This is a genomic window from Rhizobium sp. FKY42, assembly GCF_005222835.1.
In the GTDB taxonomy this organism is placed as follows: Bacteria; Pseudomonadota; Alphaproteobacteria; order Rhizobiales; family Rhizobiaceae; genus Neorhizobium.
Genome location: NZ_STGA01000044.1, coordinates 15,199 through 39,726, shown reverse-complemented (window position 1 = coordinate 39,726; position 24,528 = coordinate 15,199). Strand labels below are relative to the sequence as shown.

Genomic DNA, 24,528 nt, shown 5'->3' with positions numbered 1-24,528 from the left:
CGATATGATGCTTTCTTGAGCAGGGAGCAATGCTTTTCTGTGCAGGGCAGCTATGCTGATACTGCATCACTCTTGACATGCCCGTCTTTTTTACCGCGCGTGCTGAGCCTGGCCCTTGGCGCGGGGGCCCTCGTTCTGCTCTGAAAAGTGATCGGCCAGAAGAGCAAGCGTTGCCTCGAGATTCATGGGTCTGCCGGTGAGGTATCCCTGAATGATGTCGCAATGCTCATCCTTCAGGATCTGCAATTGCTCATCGGTTTCCACGCCTTCGGCAACAGAGACAAGGCCAAGCGCCCCGCAGAGGCTTGCAACGGCACGAATGATCGCAAGGCTGTCATCCGTCTTGCCAAGGTCGTTGATGAAACCTCTGTCGATCTTGATTTTGCTGAATGGAAAATTCCGCAGCTGGCTGAGAGAAGAATAGCCGGTGCCGAAATCATCCAGCGAGATTGAGATACCCAGCTCCCTCAGTTCGTCCAGAACGTGGCGCGTACTCGAAATATCAGCGATCGTGACGCTCTCGGTAACCTCGATCTCCAGTCTGCAAGGATCGAGGCCCGTTTCCTTCAGAATGTCGCGTACGATCTGGGTGAGGCGACCTCCGTGAAATTGTACCGGAGATACGTTGACCGCGATGGTAACCGGTTCAGGCCATTGGGCTGCATCCTGGCAGGCGCGGCGCATGACCCATTCTCCGAGTTCGTTGATCAGGCCAATCTCTTCGCTCAGTGGAATGAAGACATCCGGTGGTATCAGCTTTCCTGTCCGCGAGTGCCAGCGAACAAGGGCCTCGAACCCTTTCAACCGACCTGTCTTTGCATCGAATTGAGGCTGGTAATGGACAGTAAATTCATCCTTCACCAGAGCTTCCCGAAGCTCCTGCTCAAGGCGGTGTTTTTCTGTCAGCCGGTCATGCATGTTTGGCTGAAAAAGGTGGTGAGAATTGCGTCCGTTGTTCTTCGATTCATAAAGCGCAAGATCAGCATTACGAAGAGCGGCCTCTGCTGAGGATCTCCCTTCTTCAAGGAAATCGATGCCAATGCTGGCACCAATGCTGATCCGGTATCCCTTGATGCTGAAGGGACTGGACAGACTGGTGATCAGACGACTTGCAAGTTTTGATGCCTGATCCTTGCTTTGCAGATCGCGAAGAATGACTGCGAATTCATCACCGCCCAACCTCGCGATCATGTCGGTCTTTCGCAGTCGGTTGCGCAATCGCCTGGTAACCGCCAACAGGAGGTCGTCTCCCACCGCGTGGCCCAGCGTATCGTTGACCGCTTTGAAGCGATCGAGATCAATGCAGAGAATACCAACCAGTTCACCTGCCGACGCGGCCTCAGCACTTTCCTCCAGCCGCTGCTGGAAAAGGCGCCGGTTGGGGATGTTGGTCAACACATCATAATTTGCCAGGTGCGCAATCTGCTGCCGTGCGCGATGGCTCTCGGATACATCTGTTTGGGTATCCAGATAACCGCCGCCTTCTATGGGATCGCGAGAAATTGCTATCGTGCGGCCGTCCGGCCATCTTTGCTCGATCACCGACGACCGCACGATTGGCAGTGAAAGGCATTCCTGTATCAGGCGCACATGTTCCTGCTCACCCGCGCCGGAAAGGGCTTTGCTTCGACGCAGTATTTCATCGAGCGGTTTCGCCAGAGGATTGAAATCGCTCGGCAGGCAATAGTGCGCGATGAACTGTTTGTTGGCGTAGATCAGCAGGCCGCTTCTGTCGTAGAGCGCCAGTCCTTGCGGCATATGGTCTAGCGACTGCGAGAACCGCTTGTTCTGGACATCTTCGCACATTGCTTCGCGAAGACTGCGATTGGCCTCCTCCAGCTCATCCGACATGATCCTGTGGGCGCGGTCTGCGCGCTTCAGCTCCCGTTCATGGTCGAAATAGGCGTCGCTGATCAGGGAGAGCAAACGGGGCAGGTCAACGGTGTCACCCGCTGTAACGCGCTCCAGCTGTTTCAAAAGGAGAGGGTGTCGATCCGTCATGCCGTTTCAGACAACAGGGTTAGTGTCACGGTCTGATTGTGCAGATGGCATTCATCGCCGCTTTTCGGCGGGGAGAATTCGCCATTCGAATAGAAGCCTGCCAGTACTGTACCTTCACCAAGCACGTTTGCGACACTGGCAATTTCTTCTGATGTGCGCTGACCAAGAGCGAGCTGACGGCCAATGCAGGAAACCATCAGGCAAAGGCGGCTCGCATGCGCCGTGTCCGCCGAAGCGGGGTTTGCAATGGCAGCATAGGCCGCATCCGCTGCGCCATCAATCAGGCTTTGCGCGCGCCCCTGCATCAGTCGTGCGCGCCATCCTGTGGGCATGTCGCCCGCAAAGGTCATGGTGCGCGCCTCCCTGTTGATACCCAGAACGGTTCGAATTACCGTCTTGTCAGGCTTGGCTGGGTCCCAGATCATCAGAGGATAGAGCAAGGCCGATGCCGGCAACATGGCTGCCTCCTCTCCAAGATAGCGCTCATACACATCCAGTGCCGGAACCCCATCGAGCGTGAACAGCGTATTATCTTCGCCGCGCGTAACGATACGCTCTGGTCCGAAGGCAGCCCAGCCGCCTGCGCTTCCGCTGGAAACCCTGATACTGTGACCATAGAAGCCGATTGCGACAACGGTCCTCTCTACAGAGTCATCGCCCAGAAGCACGCGCGTCTGGGCAAAATCGACACCATCTCCTGCCATCCCGCCGGTCACGACAACCTTGCCGGAAAACACTTCGTTGATGCCCCTGAGAAGGGCAGAGCCTTGCAGGTTCAAACCATCGGCCAGAACAAAGATGGCAGCAAGGTCCGGCTCGGCAAGATCGTTCGCCAAAGCCAGACCGAGTTCGCGATTGTCGGGAAAGCTGTCGATTTGCCTGCTTGCTGCTCGCAGACGTGTTTTCTCAAATCCAACCATAATCGCTGACATGCCTTCGTCACCGAGTTCGGTTTTGTCGATAAAGGCTCCGGTGGAGCACCCCATGATGAGGCAATCCGGATATTTGTTCTTGAGGTCTGCGATGGCGGAAAGGTAAGGGCTGCCGCTTGTCAGGCTTGCCAAAGTACCAAAGCAGAAAACAAGCTGGGGACTGCGGCTGAAGGTACCGGTCAGATGCTTCGAGTGACCTTCATCCGCCCATGTCAACCGCTCAACCCACATACCGGTCCAATTCTCCAAAGACAGCGAACACTCGGGATTGCCGAAAATTCAAGCATCTTGCTCCGGTAACATCTTGTAGATCGGAGCATTTCGGCAATTCATTCGAGGACTTTAGGAGAGGCGAGTTAAAAGAAATTGAATATATTGCATCAGAAAGACGCATTACTCCAATCTTCTCCCTTTATTCTATAAGATACGAAATAAAATATGCTGCAAGCCTAATGTTGAGCGGACGTCGCGACAAAACTCGGGTTTAATTTTGCAACTTTGACAAGAGTTTGCGCGGGTGCGTCTTTTACTCTCACGCAGCGGAAAACGGAAAGCCTGCGGTTTGATGCTTCAGAAGTTCCAATTCCTCGCCTTGGCGACGATAAAGTCGCGGAAGACCTTCAGCTTTGCCGCGTTTTTCATCTCGTCGGGATAGCAGAAATAGGTATCGAACGACGGAATATCTGCATTGATGGCAAGCTGGATAAGGCCCGGGTCGCGACCGACGATGTAATCCGGCAGGACGGCGATACCGATGCCGAGCAGGCAAGCGCGCTTGATGGAAGTCTGGCTGTTGATCTGCAGGTGCGGCAGGCGGGGATTATCGGACGAGCGACCGGCATATTCGAGCCAGTTTACGTCCAGCAGGTAGTTTGGCGCCGGTTCACCGAAGGTGATGATGCGGTGGGTGTCCAGATCCTCGATGGTCTGCGGCTCTCCGAAACGATTGATGTAGGAGGGCGCTGCATAGACATGCATGTGCACGGTGAAGAGCTTGCGCTGGATAAGATCCGATTGCTGCGGCTGACGCAGACGGATGGCGCAGTCGGCGTGGCGCATGTTCACATCCAGCTCCTCGTTATCGAGGATGAGCTGGATCGACATTTCCGGGTAAAGCTGCAGAAACTCCTGCACCTTGTCGGTCAGCCAGCCTTGGCCGAGGCCAACCGTGGTGGTGACACGCAGCTTCCCGCTCGGCTTTTCCGTTGTCTCGGTCAGCTGAACCTTAACGGATTCCAGTTTGAGCAAGACATCGTGTGCCGTCCGGTAGAGCAGCTCGCCCTGTTCCGTCAGGATCAGGCCGCGCGCATGGCGGTGGAAGAGCTTGACGCCCACATCCTGTTCCAGCGCGCTGACCTGACGGCTGATAGCCGACTGGGATAGGTGCAATTTATCCGCCGCATGCGTGAAAGAACCCGCCTCCGCTGCCGCGTGGAAGATACGCAATTTATCCCAATCGAGTGGCGCTCCCATATTTACTCCGCAGCCTGAGCCATAGGTTGAATTCCGGCAAGGAACCTTTCTGCTTCAAGGGCAGCCATACAGCCCATGCCAGCAGCCGTGATAGCCTGGCGGAAGGTGTCGTCGGTCACGTCGCCCGCAGCGAAGACGCCGGGAATGCTGGTCGCTGTCGAATCTGGCGCTGTCCAAAGATAGCCGTTGGATTTCAGCTTCAATTGATCCTTGAACAGTTCCGTTGCCGGAGCGTGGCCGATAGCCACGAAAACGCCGTGGATCGGCATCTCGGTTATCGCTCCGGTTCTGGTGTCGCGGATCCGGGCACCGGTGACCGATGGGGGCATTGGCGGCTTGGCAGGCTCGCCTATGATTTCCGCAATCTCCGAGTTCCAGAGAACATTGACGTTGGGACGCTGGAACAGGCGCTCCTGCAGGATCTTTTCCGAGCGGAAGCTATCCCGGCGGTGAACCACCGTGACAGACTTTGCGATGTTGGAGAGGTATAGCGCCTCTTCGACGGCGGAATTGCCGCCTCCAACCACGATCACATCCCTGTTGCGATAGAAGAAGCCGTCGCAGGTTGCGCAGGCCGAAACGCCGAAGCCCTGGAACTGCTGTTCGCTTTCAATGCCCAGCCACTTTGCTTTGGCACCGGTTGCGATCACCAGCGTGTCGGCCGTCCAGGTCTGGCCGGAATCGGTGCTGACAACGAATGGGCGCTGCGACAGCTCAACCTTCGTTACCAGATCGTTTACGATTTCCGTGCCGACATGGTGCGCCTGCTTGAGCATCTGTTCCATCAGCCATGGACCCTGGATAGGGTCGGCAAAGCCGGGATAATTTTCGACATCGGTGGTGATCATCAACTGGCCACCCTGTTCCATGCCGGCAATGAGAACGGGCTTCAGCATGGCGCGGGCGGCGTAGATGGCGGCAGTGTATCCTGCGGGGCCGGAGCCGATGATCAGGACCTGCGTGTGACGGGCAGACATGATTTTTATCCTTCAGGGATTGCAGTGGGAAGAGCGCTGTTTCAGCAGCGGCAATCCATCGATTATATGAACTCGCCCCCATTTATGATCGAACACCGCGCCAGTTCAAGGGCAGCCTTGCATCACAGGCAGGCCAGCTTTGCGTTCTGCACAATATTAGGCGCGTCTTTCGGTGCACATTGGCGTGAATTTCTTGCGTTCGGGGCCGCAATGGCTAATACCACTGGAAAACATATCAGAGGAGTTCCGCGTGCTGCGAGTCGAACTCGACACCACTGACATCAAGATCTTGCGTGAATTGCAGCGTGATGGCCGCATGACCAATGTGGAACTGGCTGAGCGCGTTGGCATTTCTGCGCCTCCTTGCCTGCGACGCGTTCGCAAGCTCGAGGAGATGGGGATCATTGAAGGTTATGCCGCCATCCTGAATGGTCCAAAACTCGGATATGATCTGGTGGCTTTTTGTCTCATCGGTCTAAAGCATCAGTCAGAAGCCAATCTGAAGGCCTTCGCTGCTCTGGCCGAAAGCTGGCCGATCGTGCGCGAAGCATGGATGGTGTCCGGCGACAGCGATTTTCTGCTGCGTTGCACGGCCGAAAATCTGACCAAGTTCCAGGATTTCGTCATCGAGGTCCTGGCGGCCAACGAGCATGTGGACACGGTCCGCACCATGTTGACCATTCGACAGGTCAAGAAACTGGGGCTGGTCGAGATCTGATCTCTCTCAGTCTGGCGCAAAAGGAACGCGAAGATTGCGAACCCGGCTGAACGGGTTGAACCGATTGCCGCGCCAGGCAAACGCCGCCTGCAATGCGAGGCGCCGAACTTCGCGGTCAAGTTTCCGAAGAAGCGTTCTCTTCTGTTTTTTCTTCTCCACGGCCCACGCCCGCTCGATTTCGCCGCCAAGCCCAACCTGCTTGCTGGGCAGGAACTGATCCTGGATGCAGAGGGCTGGAAGCGTCTGGTAGATCACCAGCTCGTCAAACAGAGGCGAGACCGGATCGAAGACCAGATGATCAACCGCATGCGCGCTTTGTCCGATGGCTTTCAGAAGTCGGTGTCCAGCTTTGGGCGTGATGATGTAACCCGCCAGACCCAGATGGCCCGATCTCAAACGCGCCAGCCGTAGGCCAGACCCCGCATCGACCTCCTGGCGATCAACCGCGACGGGACGCAAGGTGGTTTCGAATTTGACAATATCCGCATCGGCTGGCAGCCAGTTCGTACGCGCCAGCCAGTGACGCGCGCTGTCTGCAATATGGACATCATCTTCCAGCACGACACAGGGCTCGCCTTGCTCAACGGTATTTTGCCAAGCCTGTCTCTGGCTCAGCAGAATGCCCACTTCGCCGGGTGTCAGGATCAGGCTTCCGTCGTTTCGCACGGCAGACCACGTGCGTAAGGCTTCTGCCTCAAGTGCCTTGCCATCCACCGCCGGAATTCTGGTCCAAGTGAGACCGAGACCGTCCAGCAGAGTCTGCATGCGCTGCATGCGATCTGTGGCGCGGTCCAGATTGATGACGAAGACCTGCATCGGGATCAACCGCGCGCCAGCAGGCGAGCATAGACTTCGCCGATTGCCCGCGCTTCTCCTTCTACGGAGAAATTCTGGCGCGCATGGATCAGGGCATTGCTGCTCGCCTGCGCCAGGCTTCCATCATCTTCGAGGTATGGAGCGAGAGCCTTCACAAAATTCTCGACGGAGCCGCGCCCAACGATATGGCCGGTTTGACCTTCCACGACAAGTTCCGGAAATGCACCGACATCGGATGCAATAACCGGAACCGCACTCGCCATGGCTTCCAGCGGGGTCAGGCCGAAGCCTTCCCAGCGTTGCGGCGCAACGAACAGGTCCAGAGCGCGATACCAGTCGGGAATATTCGTGTGTTCACCGACGAACAGGATACGGTCTGAAAGCCCGGCAGCTTTGACCTTTTGCTTCAGCTGTTCCTCGAAAGCTATGTGCTTTGCAGTGGCACGACCGGCAATCACGCCTTTCCAATTCGGATGAGATGGCAGTAGGTGGAGCAGAGCGTCGACAAAAAGATCGGTCCCCTTCTGATGTCGGACGCGACCGAAGCAGCCGATATAGCGGAAACCGGGATCAAGGCCGACAGCCGACTTTGCGGCAGCCTTGTCCTGAGCCGGTGAGAACCGCTCGAGATTAATGCCGTGAAGGATTACCGTGCTCTCACGCTCAAGGTATGAAGCCGTTTTCTGGCAGACGGCAATGACGCCATCCATGCGCGAGATCAACCACTTCGTCCAGCCGCTATGATGCCGTTGCGAGGCCGAGGTGAACAGGAGCCTGAGCGGCATTCGAAACACATCTCGCAGGATGATGCCGGGCAGCATTTCGATGTTGCGACGGGCGTGCCAGACGCGACAGGATTGGCCCGAAGGCGGCTTCCAAAGCTGAGGCACTTGCCATGCCTTCATGGAAGGTAAAGACGAAGGCAGTCCCGGCCCGAAGGTAATGACCTTCTGGCCGAGTGCATTCTGGACCGGGACAAGCTGGATGACGGTCGAGGTGACGCCCGACAATCTTCGCTTGAAGTGCGGGGCAATGATCTCGACCTGAGAAAGAAGTGAGGGCACGAGTGCTTTGCGCCTTCTATCAGCCCCAGGAAACGGAGAGGATCTCGTAAGCCTTCGAGCCGCCCGGCGCGTTGACCTCGATCGAATCACCCACTTCCTTGCCGATCAGTGCTCGGGCAATCGGTGAGGAGATCGAGATGCGGCCTTCCTTGACGTCAGCTTCCTGATCGCCAACGATCTGATAGGTCTTCTCTTCGTCAGAGTCTTCGTCAACGAGTTTGACCTTGGCGCCGAACTTGATCTTGGAACCAGACATCTTGGTCAGGTCAATGACTTCCGCGCGCGCCGTCAGGTCTTCGAGTTCCGTAATGCGGCCCTCGTTGTGGCTCTGCGCTTCCTTCGCGGCATGATATTCAGCGTTTTCCGAAAGATCGCCGTGGGCGCGTGCCTCCGCAATGGCCTCGATAATGCGGGGACGTTCCTCCTGCTGGCGCCAGCGCAGTTCTTCCTGCAGCTTGGTGAAGCCAGACGGCGTCATCGGTACCTTTTCAACCATTTCTCATTTTCCTCAGTCTTATGCCTACAACTGGCAGACACAAAAAGAAACAGGTCCCGAAGCAGGACTCCGGAACCATGTGAAAACTCTTCTGACCCTGAACATAGCAGAATCGCAAAGCGGAAAGCCAGCAAATTCGAGATAGGGTTTCTTCTGCGGTCGAACAGGGGAGGACTTCATAGAATTCGCTCATGACCGCATTTGTGTTGCAAAGGCCGATTGTCATTTCTGTTATACTCATAAATATATAATCAGAATAATATATAATAAGTCTATGATGTTTATATTATAATTTCGTCAAAATCACGACTTTACCATTGATTAATATTCGTAATACATGATCAATTTTGTTATTTAAGGTGAATTATGATGTTAAGAAATATAATTTGCTGTATTAACGGTAATTTTGGAATTCTAACTGCGCTTTTGATACCAATTCTACTTCTAGGTGCAGGTTTTGCCGTCGATTATAGTGTTCTGACTGTTGAGTTGAGGCGCGCGCAAGAGAGTGCTGATGCGGCTGCGCTTGCCGCTGCGATTGCATATAATAAAGGGATATCTGGAGAGGATGCCCTGCTTTCACTGGCAAACTCCCATGTGGTCGGAAACATGGGATCTGGCTACTCCATCAAAGACATGGCAATTACCCGTCCAACCGCGACCGATAGGAGGGTCAAAGTAACTGGCAAGGTCAATGTGCCGCTTTACTTTGGCTCCCTCTGGAACATGCCTTCCAAAGATATAGCCTTCTCGGCGTCAGCTTCGGTCGGTTCTTCCGCCTATTCTCAGATCGTGTTTCTGGTCGATGTTTCAAACTCCATGTCCATTCCCGGTACAGATTCAGATATGGTTCGCTGGCAGGCGGTTTCCGGTGGTTGTCAGTTTGCTTGCCATGACAGTCTGCTACGAAAAGCGGGTTACAAGGATGGAGTTCAAGTCGCAAAGGAAATGGGCATTAAGTTGAAGATGGATTTCATTCGCAGTTCGATGGCTGCCTTCGCCGCCCGGGCGAAAAGCTCCGGCCAGACAGGACTGCAAACTTATAGCGTCTATACGGTTGGAACCACATTCAACGCATTGCTTGAAAATTCCAGCAGTGCGGATCAACTCGCGACGATAGGCGCAGCCTTGGAGGTGGAGCCGACCTTCCCTCCCGGTGTGATCATTGGACCAGGCTCTAAAACGGATGACGGCTGGTCTTTCCTTGAGCAGGGGTTGAGACTCGTGCGTCCCAAAATCCGCAACATTGGCGACGGTTCCTCGGCGGCCAAACGCAACACCTACTTTGTCTTCCTGACGGATGGACTGGATAGCACGGTCCCGGCCAGAACTTTTGGACCCTTCTATGATGACGAGTGCACAGCGCTTCGCAGCGATGGAGTCGAAATATTTACGGTTCAAACCTATTACCCGCCATCCGGCGACGTCGGTGTCCAGGAAGCGTTCGAGCGTATTCCAGCCGCGATAGAGGCCTGTGCGTCGAAGCCCGAAAACCATTTCATGGCCGACAACGGAATAGCGATTGGAACCGCGTTGGACAAAATCTACTCTCAGGTCATGGGGAAAGTGCGCCTCGTTCAATAGGTGAGGGCGCGTGTTCAAGCCCGATTAGTTGGTTCCTGCGGACAGCATTGACAGTCAGGATTGGAACGTTTAGTGAACATCAGTGATGAAGAAGTCACTGAAAGAACGTCTGGCCATCCTTTCCGATGCAGCAAAGTATGACGCGTCCTGCGCATCCAGCGGCACGACGCGGCGCGATTCAACGACGTCTGGCGGCTTGGGATCGACAGAAGGGTCTGGCATCTGCCACGCCTATGCGCCCGATGGCCGCTGTATCTCGCTTCTGAAAATACTGCTGACGAATTTCTGTATCTATGACTGCGCCTATTGCATCAATAGGTCGTCCTCGAATGTAGAGCGCGCGCGCTTTACGCCGGAAGAGGTGGTCTGGCTGACGATGGAGTTCTATCGCCGGAATTACATTGAGGGCCTGTTTCTGTCCTCCGGCATTATCCGCTCATCTGACCATACGATGGAAGAGATGGTCAAGATCGCGCGAGACTTGCGCACCGTGTACAATTTTCGCGGTTATATTCACCTGAAGACAATTCCGGAAGCGTCTGCGGCCTTGATCGAGGAGGCGGGGCTTTATGCCGACCGTCTGTCGATCAACATCGAATTGCCCACGGACAAAGGCATCAGCCAGTTTGCTCCGGAAAAGAAACCCGAGGGTATTCGCCGCGCCATGGGTGATCTTCGCTTGAAGATCGAGGATGCATCCGAGCCGACTCTGAAGACCAAACGCCGGAAGAAGTTCGTGCCGGCCGGACAAAGCACACAGATGATCGTCGGGGCAGACGGCGCTAATGATGCGACTATTCTCGGCACGAGCGCCCGTCTCTATGGAAGTTATGGGCTGAAGCGTGTCTATTATTCGGCGTTCAGTCCGATACCGGATGCATCCTCCAAGCTGCCCCTCATCAAGCCGCCGCTCGTGCGGGAGCATCGTCTCTATCAGGCGGATTGGCTCTATCGTTTCTACGGCTTCGATATCGGCGAAATCACATCTGCAACCGAAGACGGAAACCTCGACCTGGAACTGGATCCGAAGCTGGCCTGGGCGCTTGCGCATCGGGATCGCTTCCCAGTCGATGTCAACAAGGCGGCGAAGGAACTGCTTCTCCGGGTGCCGGGCTTCGGTACCAAGACGGTCAGGTCCATCCTGTCGTCGCGGCGCTTCCGTCGGCTTCGGATTGAAGATCTCGGTCGTCTCGGCGTGTCCTTGCGGAAGGTGCAGCCCTTCATCGTAGCAGATGGCTGGACGCCGCACCGGATGATCGATCGCAGTGATTTGCGACAGATGTTCTCGCCGCAGCCCGAGCAATTGACATTATTCTGATGCTGAAGATCCGTCTCAATGGATGCGGCGACTTTACGGAATGGCGCAATGCGGCGCGTATTCTTCTGATGTGCGATGTCAGCCCCGCCGATGTGGTGTGGGAAAGCGGCTCATCCCTCGAGAGCGGTCTGGGTTTTGGCGAGAGCGAATTGCCCGTTCCGTCGCCAACAGCCTGTCCGCCCAGCGTGCCACCAGCGTTCCTCGATCTGGCGCAGACGGTGATCTGTCATTCGGATCCTGACCGCTTTGCGCTGCTGTATCGGGTGCTCTGGCGCATTCGATTCGAGCGTCATCTGATCGGTATCCTTTCAGACCCGGATGTCATCGCTGCGCGGAAGCTGGAGAAATCTGTCCGCCGCGACAGCCACAAGATGAAGGCCTTCGTGCGTTTCAAGGAGGTTCCTTCTCGCGATCCGATGGAGCGGCGACGAGCGTTCTTTGCCTGGTTCGAGCCGGATCATTACATCGTGGCCCGGATGGCACCGTTCTTCAAACGTCGGTTTTTCGACATGGACTGGGTGATCGCAACGCCCAAGGGGTCGGCTGCCTGGGATGGGGATGAACTGACAGTTTCCGACGAACCCTCCGAGAAACCGGAAATCCGCGACGACGCCGATGAGCTCTGGCGCATCTATTATGCCAATATCTTCAATCCTGCGCGGCTGAAGGTGAAGGCAATGACGGCAGAAATGCCGAAAAAATACTGGAAGAACCTTCCGGAGGCGGACCTTATTCCCGACCTCATTGCCAATGCGGAAGCCAAGGTGCGCGAGATGGCCGAACGTGCCGCCTCCCAACCGCCAGCGTTTCACCAGCGGCTTCAGGACCGCATGGCTGCTGGCGAACTAAATGAGCCATCATTTCCTGAGGGGACACTGGAAGCTCTGCGTCAGGATGCCCGTTACTGTAACCGGTGCGAATTGCATTGCCGGGCAACCCAGACCGTTTTCGGTGAAGGCTCGCAATCGGCCAAGGTTATGTTCGTCGGTGAACAGCCCGGGGATCAGGAGGATCTGGCTGGCCGTCCATTCGTTGGTCCGGCGGGTAGGCTTTTCGATTCAGTTGCCCATGAGGTGAGCCTGGATCGCAGTGCGCTTTACGTTACGAACGCGGTGAAGCACTTCAAATACGAACCGCGGGGGAAACGCCGTATTCACCAGAAGCCGACCCAAGGGGAAATACAGGCCTGTCGGTGGTGGCTGACGAAAGAGGTGGAACTGATCAAGCCGTCTCTGGTGGTGGCCATGGGGGCGACGGCCTATTACGCTCTGACAGATCGCAAGGAAAAGCTTCAGGATGTGCGGGGAAAGCCTATCGCCATGAGCAGTGGCTGCACGCTGTTTGTCACTGTCCATCCATCCTATCTATTGCGAATTCCAGACGAGGCCAGAAAGGCGGCGGAACTGGAAAAGTTCAAGTCTGACATGGCGTCGGTCCGGCGGCTGATGGAGCGTCAGTAAAAGTCCCTAGCCAGGTCGAAGCTGTTTTCAAATCCTGCAATGAACTGCTTGCGCCCACGGTCTTGCAAGTCTTTGTCCTTGTGCAATTATAAGTTTGTTAATTCAACTTATGTTTGAGGGGGCTAAAATGCATTATGATTATGTGATGACTGCCCGAAAGTTGACTGGGGGCATTTTTGACAGCGAGCCGGGACCGGTGCGTTATCTCAAAGTGCCTTCCGATCAGTCCCAGTATGGGCCGAAAGATGTGATTGGGTCGCCGGGGGAGTGGATGCGCGAGGTGCAGGGTCTCGCAGATGGCGATCAGAACCCGCTCTCGATCAGTCCGAAAGGCGATGTCCTGATCTTTGTCCACGGCTATAACAATACGATCGAGGCAGTCCTCAATCGCATGCGACGTCTGCGAAACAATCTTCGGGCGGAAGGTTGGCGCGGGGAAATCATCTCCTTCGACTGGCCAAGCGCCAATCAGGTCCTCAACTATCGGGAGGACCGCGCCGATGGTGCTGAGGTTGCCCTATCGCTTGTGACGAAGGGCATCAGGTTATTGTCGGAAGGCCAGAAGGCCAAATGCGAAACGAACATTCATGTTCTGGCGCATTCTGCCGGCGCCTATGTCACCATGGAAGCCTTCGTGCAGGCGGAAAAAAATGGCGAACTCTTCAAGCGCGATTGGCGTATCGGCCAGGTCGCCTTCATCGGCGCAGATGTTTCGGCAAGAAGCCTGACCGAGACCAGCGACTGGAGTAATCCGATGTTCCGACGCATCATGAGGCTGACAAATTATTCCTCGCCATACGATGCTGCCTTGGCGGTCTCGAATGCCAAGCGGCTCGGCACGGCGCCACGCACTGGCCGCGTCGGTTTACCTGAGGGCGCTTCTTCCAAGGCTGTAAATGTCAATTGTTCTGATTATTTCAGCGGGCTCAAGCCGCCTGCTGTCAGCGATGGATCAAGCTGGACGCATTCCTGGCATTTCGGCGATCGTGTTTTCGCACGAGATCTGGCTATGACCCTTGAGGGGGCGATTGATCGGCGCGCTTTGCCAACACGCAAGCTGATCAATGGTGAGCTATACCTGCAGGACCAGCCGCGGCCAGCATTCCAGTCCGAATGGAATATCAAGGACACCGCCCAGTATGCCGATCGTCGAACGGCCTGAGTGACGGGTCGCGATGGCTGCTTGCCGGGTTCGGTTTGGCGCAAGAGGAAGGAGCCCGGAGAGGCGATGACTGAGCTCTCCGGGCTCCTATTATCAGTTTCAGAAGTAGCTCTGAAGCGGTGCGACTTCCAACTGGCCCTTCTTCAGGGCTTCGATCGCTTCTGCGGCGGCCATGGCACCGGCCATGGTGGTGTAGTAGGGCACCTTCTGCATCAGGGCAGCACGACGAAGCGACTTGGAGTCCGAGATCGCCTTGTTGCTATCGGTCGTGTTGATGACCAGTTGAACCTGACGGTTGCGGATTGAATCCTCGATATGCGGACGACCTTCCAGAACCTTGTTTACCTTCACAGCTTCGATGCCGTTCTCAGCGAGGAAACGCTGCGTGCCGCCGGTTGCCAGAACCTTGAAGCCGATCTCGACCAGCAGTTTGATGGCCGGCAGGACGCGGGTCTTGTCGTCATCGCGGACCGAGACGAAAACGGAGCCTTCGCGTGGGAGTTCCACGCCCGCACCCAACTGGCTCTTGGCGAAGGCGAGCGGGAAGCTGCGGTCCAAACCGATGACTTCGCCGGTCGAACGCATTTCCGGGCCGAGCAGTGTATCCACACCCGGGAAACGGGCAAACGGGAACACAGCTTCCTTGACGGCAATATGCTTAAGGTTGCGCGGGTCGGGCTTTGTGCCATATGCAGCGATAGCGGCATCCAGCTTTTCACCGGCCATGATGCGGGCGGCGATCTTGGCGATCGGCGCGCCGATGGTCTTGGCGACGAATGGCACGGTGCGCGAGGCGCGCGGGTTGACTTCCAGAACGTAGATCGTGCCGTCCTTGATCGCGTACTGGACGTTCATCAGACCGCCGACATTCAGCGCCTTGGCAAGAGCGGTCGTCTGGCGCTCCAGTTCGTCCAGCAATTCCGGTGAGAAGGAGCGGGATGGCAGCGAGCAGGCGCTATCGCCGGAGTGAATGCCGGCTTCCTCGATATGCTCCATGATGCCGGAGACGAATACGTTTTCACCGTCGCACAGCGCATCCACGTCGACTTCGATGGCGTTGGTCAGATAGCTGTCGAACAGCAGCGGGTTCTTGCCGAGAAGCGTGTTGATCTGGCCCGTCTTGTCGTTCGGATAGCGCTGCTTGATGTCTTCCGGCACCAGTTCCGGCACCGTGTCCAGAAGGTAGGCCTGGAGCATGGTCTCGTTGTGGATGATCTGCATGGCGCGGCCACCCAGAACGTAGGACGGGCGAACCACCAGCGGGAAGCCGATTTCGGACGCCACCAGACGTGCCTGCTCGACCGAGTAGGCGATGCCGTTGTTCGGCTGGGCGAGATCGAGCTTCATCAGTAGTTTCTGGAAGCGATCGCGGTCTTCAGCGAGATCGATGGCATCGGGTGCCGTGCCGAGGATCGGAATACCGTTCTTTTCCAGCGCTTCGGCGAGCTTCAGCGGCGTCTGGCCACCAAACTGCACGATGACGCCAACAACTTCGCCCTTTTCCTGTTCTGCACGAAGAATCTCTATCACGTCTTCGGCCGTCAGAGGCTCGAAGTAGAGACGGTCGGAGGTATCGTAGTCGGTGGATACGGTTTCCGGGTTGCAGTTGATCATGATCGCTTCAAAGCCTGCATCCTTCAGCGCGAAGGCCGCATGGCAGCAGCAATAATCAAACTCGATGCCCTGGCCGATGCGGTTCGGGCCACCACCGAGGATGACGACCTTCTTACGGTCGGAGACTTCGGCTTCCGAGCGGGCAGCACCGACGAAGGGTGTCTCATAGGTCGAATACATGTAAGCCGTCGGCGAAGCGAATTCGGCCGCGCAGGTGTCGATGCGCTTGAAGACCGGGCGAACGTTCAGACTGTTGCGCAGCATCGCCACATCCTTCGGCTTGCCGTTCGTCAGCGAGGCGAGGCGGGCATCAGAGAAGCCCATGGCTTTCAGCATGCGAAGGTTGTCTGCGTCCTGCGGCAGGCCGTGTTCGCGCACGCGCGCTTCCATGTCCACGATGGCCTTGAACTGAGCAATGAACCACGGGTCGATCTTGCAGCCTTCGTGTACTTCGGCTTCCGACATGCCGAGGCGAAGCGCCTGCACCACCATGCGCAGACGGTCCGGCGTGGGAGTGCCGATGGCGGCGCGGATGGCGTTCTTGTCGTCACCCTGGCCGAGACCCGGAATTTCAATTTCATCCAGACCCGTCAGGCCTGTTTCCATGCCACGCAGAGCTTTCTGGAGCGATTCGGCAAAGGTGCGACCAATGGCCATGACTTCACCGACCGACTTCATGGCGGTGGTAAGCGTCGGCTCTGCGCCCGGGAACTTCTCGAAGGCAAAGCGCGGGATCTTGGTGACGACATAGTCGATGGATGGTTCGAAAGAGGCGGGCGTTGCGCCACCGGTGATATCGTTCTCCAACTCATCCAGCGTGTAGCCGATGGCGAGCTTGGCCGCGACCTTGGCAATCGGGAAGCCGGTTGCCTTGGAAGCGAGCGCGGAGGAGCGGGACACACGCGGATTCATTTCGATGACGACGAGGCGGCCATCCTTCGGGTTCACGGCGAACTGAACGTTCGATCCGCCGGTTTCCACACCGATTTCGCGCAATACCGCGATCGATGCGTTGCGCATGATCTGGTATTCCTTGTCCGTCAGCGTCAGGGCCGGTGCGACAGTGATGGAGTCACCCGTGTGAACGCCCATCGGATCGATGTTTTCGATGGAGCAGATGATGATGCAGTTATCCGCACGGTCGCGGATGACCTCCATCTCGTACTCTTTCCAGCCGAGAACCGATTCTTCGATCAGAACTTCGGTGGTCGGCGAAGCGTCGAGGCCGCCATTGATGATGTCGAAGAATTCCGAACGGTTATAGGCAATGCCGCCACCTGTGCCGCCCAGTGTGAAGGACGGGCGAATGATGGCCGGCAGACCAACGTGATCGAGCGCCTGCGCGGCAATTGCCATGGCATGCGCCATGTACCGCTGTTTGCGGTCTGTCTCGCCCAGGTTCCATTTGTTCTCCAGTTCGTCCAGAGCCTTGTCCAGCGCATCGCCGGACAGTGTTTCGCGCAGCTTGGCGCGCTCTGCCTCGTGCTTCTTGCGGTCGGCGTCCTTGATTTCTGTCGCGTTGGCCAGCATGGAGCGGGGTGTTTCCAGCCCGATCTTCGCCATGGCCTCACGGAAGAGAGCGCGGTCTTCGGCCTTGTCGATCGCTTCCGGCTTTGCGCCGATCATTTCGACATTGTAGCGATCAAGAACACCCATGCGCTTCAGGGAGAGAGCGGTGTTGAGCGCGGTCTGCCCGCCCATGGTCGGCAGAAGCGCATCCGGACGCTCCTTGGCGATGATCTTTGCCACGACTTCCGGCGTAATGGGCTCGACATAGGTCGCGTCGGCCAAGCCCGGATCAGTCATGATCGTTGCCGGGTTGGAGTTGACCAGAATGACCCGGTAGCCTTCTTCCTTCAGCGCCTTGCAGGCCTGGGTGCCTGAATAGTCGAACTCGCAGGCCTGACCGATGACAATCGGTCCTGCTCCGATGATGAGGATTGACTTAATATCTTGGCGCTTCGGCATCGGCTCAATTCCATAAACAGCTTGCGCGAAAAACCGGCCAGGGTGAGGGTACACCGGCCGGGCGCAATGGATGGGTCTTTTAAGGCTAGAAGCGGCTTATAGGGAAATGTTGCCGCGGAAGGAACCCCCAAAATTCTGGCTGAGGGCTGTTATTCTGCTTCATCCCCAGCGAGTGCAAGATTTCATAAACTGTCAGAGTTCATTGTCGGCGGGCAATTTCGTGAAAAAGGTACTTCATCAGTCCAGAGGCGCCAAGGTGTTCCTACCGAAATCAGTTGCCAGCGTCATCTGGGACGCCGTTCGCAAGGATGCCCCGGTCCATGTGGCCATATGGATCTATTGCCTGATTTCGCTTGCGATCACACTTTCCCTGTCGAACGAGAGCCCAGCGTCATTGCTCGTTTATGTTCAGCAGCGGATGGGCACTCTCTTTCTTTTCATGCCTTGCCTGGTGCTGGCAGGTGACATGATTCTTGTTGTGACGCGTTATAATCAAAAACGGTGGCTTGCTTATCGGGTCGTGTTCAGTTTGCGCCGGATTGGACGCCTCCTGGCCGGCATGATTCTGTTGCTTTCAGTTTCGCTTTTCTTCGGAGCGTTCACTTCCATCAAGACCTTGTTGCCAACCCTGACGCATGGATTTTTGTATGATCGTCAATTGGCGGACCTTGATCGATGGCTTCACGGGGGCGTGCATCCGTGGTCATTGCTTTGGTCAATTCCATACGCCCGCCAGATCCTGCCTGTCGTACAATTCAACTACGGCATCGTGTGGTATGCGATCTGCTTTGGCGCATTGTTTTTTGTTGCGACATCTCCCAAAGCCGATGGTATCCGGGTGAGGTATTTCGCCTCCTACTTTTTTACCTGGATTTTCCTCGGAAACATTGTTGCAGGTATCTGGATCTCGGCCGGTCCGGCCTTCTACGGTTTCGTCACGCAGGATCATGCGTGCTTCGAAACCCTTCTCGCAGCGCTCGCTACGGATACCTCCTCCATATCGGCCCGTCTTTTTCAGGAGTATCTGTGGTCCCTGCACGAAAGCGGTTTAGCCGCGTTCGGCAGTGGCATTTCCGCCTTTCCCAGCGTGCATGTCGGGTTGATCGTGATGAACTCTCTTTACTTGTGGGATTACTCCCGACGGCTGGGCACAATCGCTTTCGCTTACTGCGCACTGATACTGGCAAGCTCCGTCTATCTCGGCTGGCACTATGCGCTGGATGGCTACGTATCTGCTCTGGTCGTGATCGTTGCTCACCAGGCATTCAAATTCCGTTGGCGGGGCTTGGTTGCGCAACGCCAGCAATGGCAGGGATCAGAGTCCGTTTTCTGAACCGGGTTGGTGCAACATCGATATTGACAGTATGCGTAGGCCGAAATGCTGCCTTTGGGCCTCTTTACCCTGCCGCAAGAACACAGATAAGGTTCTGTTGATCGACCCGATGAAGATCGCAGGCGGCGATGTGGAACGATGATTTAACTTCGCCATTATCGTGCGCGCGGGATACGGCAAAGCGGCAGAGGGTGCAGCGATGGAATGGCGTGGCAGACGGCAATCGGACAATATCGAAGATCGCCGCGCGGATGGCGGCGGCGGGTTCAGTTCCGGTCCGGGCTTTCGCATTCCAATCGGCGGCGGGGGTCGCGGCGGTGGCATCGGGATCGGCGGGCTGATTTTTATCGTGATTGTCTGCCTCATCCTCGGCATCAATCCGCTCACGCTTCTTTCCGGAGGCGATATCGATCTTGGCAGTGGTTCATCCGGCCAGCAGCAGGTTCAGCGCACCTCGCAGAACGATGAAATGAAAGCATTCATTTCGACTGTCCTGGCGGAAACCGAAGATACCTGGAGGCAGATTTTCCAGCAGCGTGGCGGTCAGTATGACGAGCCGAAGCTTGTGCTCTTTCCGGGACGCGTTGAATCTGCCTGTGGACTTGCGTCGGCAGCAACAGGCCCGTTTTATTGTCCGGGCGACAGAAAGATCTACCTCGATACGTCGTTCTTCAAACAGTTATCAAACCAGTTTGGCGCTCCTGGCGATTTCGCCGAAGCCTACGTCATCGCTCATGAAGTCGGTCACCACGTCCAGAACCTGATCGGCGTGTTGCCCAAATTCAACCAGATGCGCAAGTCCATGAGCGAGATGGATGCGAACAGGATGTCTGTGCGTGTCGAACTTCAGGCAGATTGTTTTGCCGGCGTCTGGGGCAAGTACACCGATCAGAAGGGTATTCTCGAAAAGGGTGATCTTGAAGAAGCCCTGAATGCAGCGCAGAAGATTGGTGATGATACATTGCAGCGCCGCTCGCAGGGTTATGTGGTTCCGGATAGCTTCAACCATGGAACCTCGGCGCAGCGCGTAAAATGGTTCCGCAAGGGTTTCGCAAGCGGCAACATGCAGTCCTGCGATACCTTTACGCCGAGCTACCAGCAGCTATGAAGGTTGCCGGTCAGAAAATTTGAGGCGGATCGCCGCTTCGTTGGGTCGGCTGACGGGGAGTTCCTCGCCACTTTTTGTCACGACCGACAGCCTACCGTTTTCGCGTTTCAGATGGGCGATATGGTCGTCGGCCACCCAATGCGAGCGGTGAATGCGCTGGCCCGCAACCGGCGTGGTTTCGTTCAGCGCGTCGCTGAAGCGCAACAGGATCAGTTCCTTGCCGCGTGACGTTACCACTTCCGTATAATGATCCTGCACGGCGAGCCTCAGCAGCCTGCCACGGTTTTGCGGTTTCAGCCGCGACAGGATTGCCGGATCGGCAGGATGTTTTGCACCGGATGCTGATGACGATTCCGGCTGAGAAACAGCGGGAGGTTTGCTCTCGTGCCGCAAATCCATCTGCTCGTCGGATTGCCTCTCAGAGGCAGGCGGGCTCATCGTCAGATAGGTCAGGGCGCAGAGCAGGGGGCTGAGCAAGAGCGAAACCGTGATCTGCTCCATCGCGCTCCGGACAGATATGGGCTGACCCGTAAACCCGGCTTGCAACACTTCCACCGCAAGGCCGATAGGCAAGGCTGCAATGATCGCGCCGATCATCATGATGGTTAGCCGGTGTCTGCCGCTACGACCCAAGATCGCGAGGGCCAGCACGATGACGAAGCTTGCGATGGAAAAGGCCGTCACCTGCAGGAAAAGCCAAAATGCCAGGCGGCGGAGGACGGGCATCGATGCGCCGGTGCCGAACGGTCCGACAACCGTGAACACGATACTGACAATCACGATTGTCGCCCAGAAGCGTGGCGATCCGAAAAAGCGCTGCAATTCGCGAAGCGTGGATTGTAAATAGACGCTTCTCACGAACTTTACCCTCACATTGACGCCAATCCGGTTGGCCGAACCCAGGTTTTCGCCAATCTCGGGGACAAATTCAACCGGAGAACAGCCGTCATGATGCTTGCCCCTCTTCTTGAAGCGCCTCTCGCCGTCCAAATCCACGTGGCAGCTGTTTTGCCGGCCGCAGTTCTCGGCGCTTTCCTTCTCATCTGGAAAGGACGAGGAACACCGCTTCACAGGCTGTTCGGCAAGATCTGGCTGATCCTGATGCTCGTTACGGCGGGCTCCAGTTTCTTCATCCATAGCCTTGATATGATCTGGGGCTTTTCTCCAATCCATCTGTTGTCGGTCATGGTGATTTTCAGCAGCTGGCGCGTTTACCGTACTGCGCGTGCGGGAAACATCCGCGCGCATACCGCGACCGTTCGTCAGCTCTATTTCTGGGGCATCGTCGTGGCCGGCGGGTTCACGCTTGTTCCTCATAGACTGATGCATGCTGTTGTCATCAAGGACACTTCGACCCTGCAACTGGCCATGCTGATTGTGATTTCCGCTGTTGCCTTGCTGGTTTTCTATCTTCAACAGAACCGGAAAATTAGACCGTTCTCGAATGGAGGCTCGGTTCGAGCGAACCATCACGCAAACTGATGGCCTTATTCAAAGTTTCTACTTTATTAGGCAAAAGGGTTGCTACTCTGGAGGACGTGATCTAAGTCCATGCTAAGGCCGACTGCCCAATTTCCGTGCAGCGGCCTTTTTTCGTTTCCGGAGCATGGTCATGTCCACCGTTCTTGCGTCAGCGCAGCCCTCATCGATGTCTGATAATTCGTGGGGCTCCCATGTGAAGTCGACAATCGGGCTTGGCGTTCCGTTTGTCGGCGCGCAATTGGCGCAGATGGCGATCAATACGACGGACGTGGTAATGGTTGGCTGGCTGGGAACGACCGAACTGGCGGCTGTGGTGCTTGCAAGCCAGATGTTCTTCGTCGTCTTCATTTTCGGCAGCGGTTTTTCAAATGCTGTGATTCCGCTCGTGGCGCAGGCTGTCGGGCGAGGGGACCAGAAACTGGCACGCCGTTCGGTGCGGATGGGAATGTGGGTGGTGATCGCCTACGGCATCGTCACCGCACCGATCCTGTTCTTCTCCAAGGCGATTCTGCTGACTCTGGGGCAGGCGCCTGACGTTGCTGAACTTGCACAATCCTATCTTCGCATCCTGCAATGGGGCATGTTTCCGGCGCTGCTGGTGATGGTGCTGCGCTCCTTTGCCAGTGCCTTGCAGCGGGCGGGTATCGTGCTTTACGTCACGCTTGGCATGTTCGCCTTCAATGCCGTGGTCGATTACGGCCTTATCTTCGGCAATCTCGGCATGCCGAAACTCGGGCTCAACGGTGCCGCGATCGCCTCGCTGAGCGCCAACCTTCTGGGGTTTGCGCTGCTGGTGATCTATATCCAGAGCCGCAAGGAAATGCGCGCCTACGAGATTTTCGTGCGTTTCTGGCGTCCGGACTGGAGCGCCTTTCGAGAGATCTTTTCGGTGGGTTTGCCGATCGGCTTTACCATTCTTGCCGAGGCGGGCCTGTTTACGGCAGCGTCACTGCTGATGGGCATGCTTGGAAAGCTGGAACTGGCGGCGCACGGCATCGCCCTGCAACTGGCATCTATTGCCTTCATGGTGCCGCTTGGCCTGGCGCAGGTTGCCACTGTGCGCGTCGGCCTTGCCTATGGTCGCGGCGACCATCTCGGCGTCAAGCGCGCGGCGGTGACTGTGCTGGTGGTGGGCCTAGGCTTCTCTGCGATTGGAAGTACCGTTTTCGCAGTCACGCCGGCTTCGCTTGGGAGGCTATTCCTCGATACCAGCCTGCCTGATGCCCAGCGTGTTCTGGAGCTTGCGGTGCCGCTGATCATGCTGGCAGGCGCATTTCAGTTATTCGACGGCCTTCAGGCGGTTGCTGCAGGGCTTCTGCGCGGCTTGAAAGATACGCAGGTGCCGATGGTGCTCGCCCTGATCGCCTACTGGCCCATCGGTTTCGTATTTGCCTGGGTCTTTGCCTTTCCTCTGGAATGGCGCGGGCCGGGCGTCTGGATCGGGTTTGTGACGGGCCTAACGGCAGCAGCCGTGATGCTGTGCGTGCGCTTCCGCATTCTGGTCAGGCGCTGGGGATGATTTTCCGGTAGTTCGAATGCAAATGGCCCGGAAGAACAACCGGGCCATCTTGGTTCATGAATATGAATTCTACCGTTCGGCCAGTGCCGCCTCACCCTTGCGCTCGCGCACAAGGTTGATGAAGCGGCGGAACAGGTAGTGGCTGTCCTGCGGGCCGGGCGAAGCTTCCGGGTGATGCTGGACCGAGAAGACAGGCTTGCCTGCGAGACGCAGGCCGCAGTTGCTTCCGTCGAACAGAGAAATGTGAGTCTCTTCCACACCTTCCGGCAGCGACTTCGAGTCGATCGCGAAGCCGTGGTTCATGGAAACGATCTCGACCTTGCCGGTGGTATGATCCTTGACCGGATGGTTTGCACCATGGTGGCCCTGATGCATCTTCTCGGTCTTGGCACCGAGTGCCAGACCCAGCATCTGGTGGCCGAGGCATATGCCGAATGTCGGCGTTTCCGTCTTGATGATCTGCTGGATGACCGGCACCGCATACTTGCCAGTTGCTGCCGGATCGCCAGGACCGTTGGACAGGAACACGCCATCCGGGTTCAGCGCCATGATATCTTCTGCAGTCGTGTTTGCAGGAACAACGGTGACCTTGCAATCAAGACCCGTGAAGAGGCGCAGAATGTTGCGCTTCACGCCGTAGTCCACACAGACGATGTGATACTTGGCGTCCTCGGCCTTCAGCTCGTCATAACCTTCATTCCAGACCCATGGCTTTTCGGTCCACTGCGAAGACTGACCGGAGGTCGCTTCCTTGGCGAGGTCGAGATCCACCAGACCGCTCCACGCGCGGGCTTCCGCCTTCAGCGCCTCGATGTCGAACACGCCGTTCGGATCGTGGGCGATGACTGCGTTCGGAGCGCCATGCTCGCGGATCCAGGCGGTCAGCGCGCGTGTATCGATACCAGAAAGGCCGATGATGCCGCGGCTTGCCAGCCAGTCGTTCAGGTGCTTCGCCGTACGATAGTTCGATGGCTCGGTGATATCCGCCTTGAAGATGGTGCCGACCGCGCCGCGGCGTGCTGCGGGCGTCAGGTCTTCCACATCTTCATCATTGGTGCCGATATTGCCGATATGCGGGAAGGTGAAGGTAACGATCTGTCCGAGATAGGAGGGGTCCGTCAGGATTTCCTGATAGCCGGTCAGCGCAGTGTTGAAGCAGACTTCTGCCGTCACCTTGCCTGTGGCGCCAATCCCGACGCCCTCAATCACCGTGCCATCCGCGAGAACAAGGACAGCCGTTGGCTTGCGAGAGGTCCAGGGTGCAGTATTGGTCATAACAGTTTGTCTCCGCCCGTTGCCCGGCCACTTCAAGCGGCAGAGCCATAGGGCCATCTATGGTCGCGAAAAATGGCGCGCGGAAGGTCGCGCCTGGCTTTGGATACAATTCTCGTGCAGGTGCGGGAAAATAGTGAAAGTGTTTGCGATGGTCAATCCGAGTTCTCCAGGTAATCTGTCATTTGAACAGGGTAGACGCAAGTATTCCAACCTCCGAATTGATCCGCA

The 24,528-nt window shown here is 56.6% G+C and carries 19 protein-coding genes; 9 read left to right on the top strand and 10 right to left on the bottom strand.

What is annotated here, in order from left to right:
• Positions 1 to 90: 90 nt before the first annotated feature.
• The 4 genes from E8M78_RS16370 to trxB form a co-directional block, all read right to left on the bottom strand.
• Positions 91 to 2,001, bottom strand: coding sequence for an EAL domain-containing protein (locus E8M78_RS16370; protein WP_137136065.1), 1,911 nt, complete (start codon positions 1,999 to 2,001; stop codon positions 91 to 93).
• Positions 1,998 to 3,164, bottom strand: coding sequence for an FIST N-terminal domain-containing protein (locus tag E8M78_RS16365; RefSeq protein ID WP_137136064.1), 1,167 nt, complete (start codon positions 3,162 to 3,164; stop codon positions 1,998 to 2,000). Before E8M78_RS16365 ends, E8M78_RS16370 begins: the two co-directional genes overlap by 4 nt.
• Positions 3,165 to 3,503: 339 nt before the next feature.
• The gene (locus E8M78_RS16360; protein WP_137136063.1) at positions 3,504 to 4,406 is read right to left on the bottom strand and encodes a LysR family transcriptional regulator VtlR; all 903 of its coding nucleotides are present in this window, start codon (positions 4,404 to 4,406) and stop codon (positions 3,504 to 3,506) included.
• A 2-nt stretch (positions 4,407 to 4,408) separates the two neighbouring features.
• The gene (trxB, locus tag E8M78_RS16355) at positions 4,409 to 5,383 is read right to left on the bottom strand and encodes a thioredoxin-disulfide reductase (protein WP_137136062.1); all 975 of its coding nucleotides are present in this window, start codon (positions 5,381 to 5,383) and stop codon (positions 4,409 to 4,411) included.
• Between the two features lie 250 nt (positions 5,384 to 5,633).
• Between trxB and E8M78_RS16350 the strand changes: the two genes are divergently transcribed.
• Positions 5,634 to 6,101 (top strand): Lrp/AsnC family transcriptional regulator, encoded by a 468-nt coding sequence (locus E8M78_RS16350; RefSeq protein WP_062554025.1) that lies wholly within the window; start codon positions 5,634 to 5,636, stop codon positions 6,099 to 6,101.
• A gap of 6 nt (positions 6,102 to 6,107) precedes the next feature.
• Here the strand turns inward: E8M78_RS16350 and E8M78_RS16345 are convergent, their stop codons facing one another.
• The 3 genes from E8M78_RS16345 to greA are packed head-to-tail and all read right to left on the bottom strand — an operon-like array spanning position 6,108 to position 8,477.
• Positions 6,108 to 6,917, bottom strand: a complete 810-nt coding sequence (locus E8M78_RS16345; protein ID WP_137136061.1) for a glycosyltransferase family 25 protein — start codon at positions 6,915 to 6,917, stop codon at positions 6,108 to 6,110.
• Between the two features lie 5 nt (positions 6,918 to 6,922).
• Positions 6,923 to 7,981 carry a glycosyltransferase family 4 protein gene (locus tag E8M78_RS16340; RefSeq protein ID WP_137136060.1) on the bottom strand — a complete coding sequence of 353 codons (1,059 nt, stop codon included), beginning with the start codon at positions 7,979 to 7,981 and terminating at the stop codon, positions 6,923 to 6,925.
• A 19-nt stretch (positions 7,982 to 8,000) separates the two neighbouring features.
• Positions 8,001 to 8,477: a transcription elongation factor GreA gene (gene greA, locus E8M78_RS16335; protein ID WP_062554028.1), complete on the bottom strand. Its 477-nt coding sequence runs from the start codon at positions 8,475 to 8,477 to the stop codon at positions 8,001 to 8,003.
• 369 nt (positions 8,478 to 8,846) lie between these two features.
• Here greA and E8M78_RS16330 point away from each other — a divergent pair, with 369 nt between their 5' ends.
• The 4 genes from E8M78_RS16330 to E8M78_RS16315 all read left to right on the top strand — a co-directional run bounded on the left by E8M78_RS16330 (position 8,847) and on the right by E8M78_RS16315 (position 14,001).
• On the top strand, positions 8,847 to 10,061 hold the full coding sequence (locus tag E8M78_RS16330; protein ID WP_170973450.1) for a pilus assembly protein TadG-related protein: 1,215 nt from the start codon (positions 8,847 to 8,849) through the stop codon (positions 10,059 to 10,061).
• A gap of 85 nt (positions 10,062 to 10,146) precedes the next feature.
• Positions 10,147 to 11,379: a putative DNA modification/repair radical SAM protein gene (locus tag E8M78_RS16325; RefSeq protein WP_137136058.1), complete on the top strand. Its 1,233-nt coding sequence runs from the start codon at positions 10,147 to 10,149 to the stop codon at positions 11,377 to 11,379.
• Complete coding sequence (locus E8M78_RS16320; RefSeq protein WP_137136057.1) at positions 11,379 to 12,839, top strand: UdgX family uracil-DNA binding protein; 1,461 nt, start codon at positions 11,379 to 11,381, stop codon at positions 12,837 to 12,839. The genes E8M78_RS16325 and E8M78_RS16320 overlap by 1 nt, the downstream gene beginning before the upstream one ends.
• A 127-nt stretch (positions 12,840 to 12,966) precedes the next feature.
• On the top strand, positions 12,967 to 14,001 hold the full coding sequence (locus E8M78_RS16315; RefSeq protein ID WP_137136056.1) for an alpha/beta hydrolase: 1,035 nt from the start codon (positions 12,967 to 12,969) through the stop codon (positions 13,999 to 14,001).
• A gap of 99 nt (positions 14,002 to 14,100) precedes the next feature.
• Here E8M78_RS16315 and carB read toward each other — a convergent pair whose 3' ends face one another.
• Entirely contained in the window at positions 14,101 to 17,583 is a 3,483-nt protein-coding gene (gene carB, locus E8M78_RS16310; RefSeq protein ID WP_137136055.1) for a carbamoyl-phosphate synthase large subunit, read from the bottom strand.
• A 70-nt stretch (positions 17,584 to 17,653) separates the two neighbouring features.
• Between carB and E8M78_RS16305 the strand changes: the two genes are divergently transcribed.
• Complete coding sequence (locus tag E8M78_RS16305; protein ID WP_137136054.1) at positions 17,654 to 18,916, top strand: phosphatase PAP2 family protein; 1,263 nt, start codon at positions 17,654 to 17,656, stop codon at positions 18,914 to 18,916.
• A gap of 199 nt (positions 18,917 to 19,115) precedes the next feature.
• Positions 19,116 to 20,024, top strand: coding sequence for a neutral zinc metallopeptidase (locus E8M78_RS16300; RefSeq protein ID WP_137136053.1), 909 nt, complete (start codon positions 19,116 to 19,118; stop codon positions 20,022 to 20,024).
• Here E8M78_RS16300 and E8M78_RS16295 read toward each other — a convergent pair.
• Positions 20,019 to 20,882, bottom strand: a complete 864-nt coding sequence (locus E8M78_RS16295) for a LytTR family transcriptional regulator DNA-binding domain-containing protein (protein WP_137136052.1) — start codon at positions 20,880 to 20,882, stop codon at positions 20,019 to 20,021. The genes E8M78_RS16300 and E8M78_RS16295 overlap by 6 nt on opposite strands.
• 90 nt (positions 20,883 to 20,972) lie before the next feature.
• Here E8M78_RS16295 and E8M78_RS16290 point away from each other — a divergent pair, with 90 nt between their 5' ends.
• Both E8M78_RS16290 and E8M78_RS16285 read left to right on the top strand, forming a co-directional pair.
• Positions 20,973 to 21,506, top strand: a complete 534-nt coding sequence (locus tag E8M78_RS16290) for a DUF2306 domain-containing protein (protein ID WP_137136051.1) — start codon at positions 20,973 to 20,975, stop codon at positions 21,504 to 21,506.
• Positions 21,507 to 21,630: 124 nt separating this feature from the next.
• Positions 21,631 to 23,025 carry an MATE family efflux transporter gene (locus E8M78_RS16285; RefSeq protein ID WP_137136050.1) on the top strand — a complete coding sequence of 465 codons (1,395 nt, stop codon included), beginning with the start codon at positions 21,631 to 21,633 and terminating at the stop codon, positions 23,023 to 23,025.
• A gap of 69 nt (positions 23,026 to 23,094) precedes the next feature.
• On the opposite strand, the gene carA is transcribed toward E8M78_RS16285, so the two are convergent.
• A complete protein-coding gene (gene carA, locus E8M78_RS16280; RefSeq protein ID WP_137136049.1) occupies positions 23,095 to 24,300 on the bottom strand; it encodes a glutamine-hydrolyzing carbamoyl-phosphate synthase small subunit in 1,206 nt (401 codons plus the stop codon).
• Positions 24,301 to 24,528: the final 228 nt, after the last annotated feature.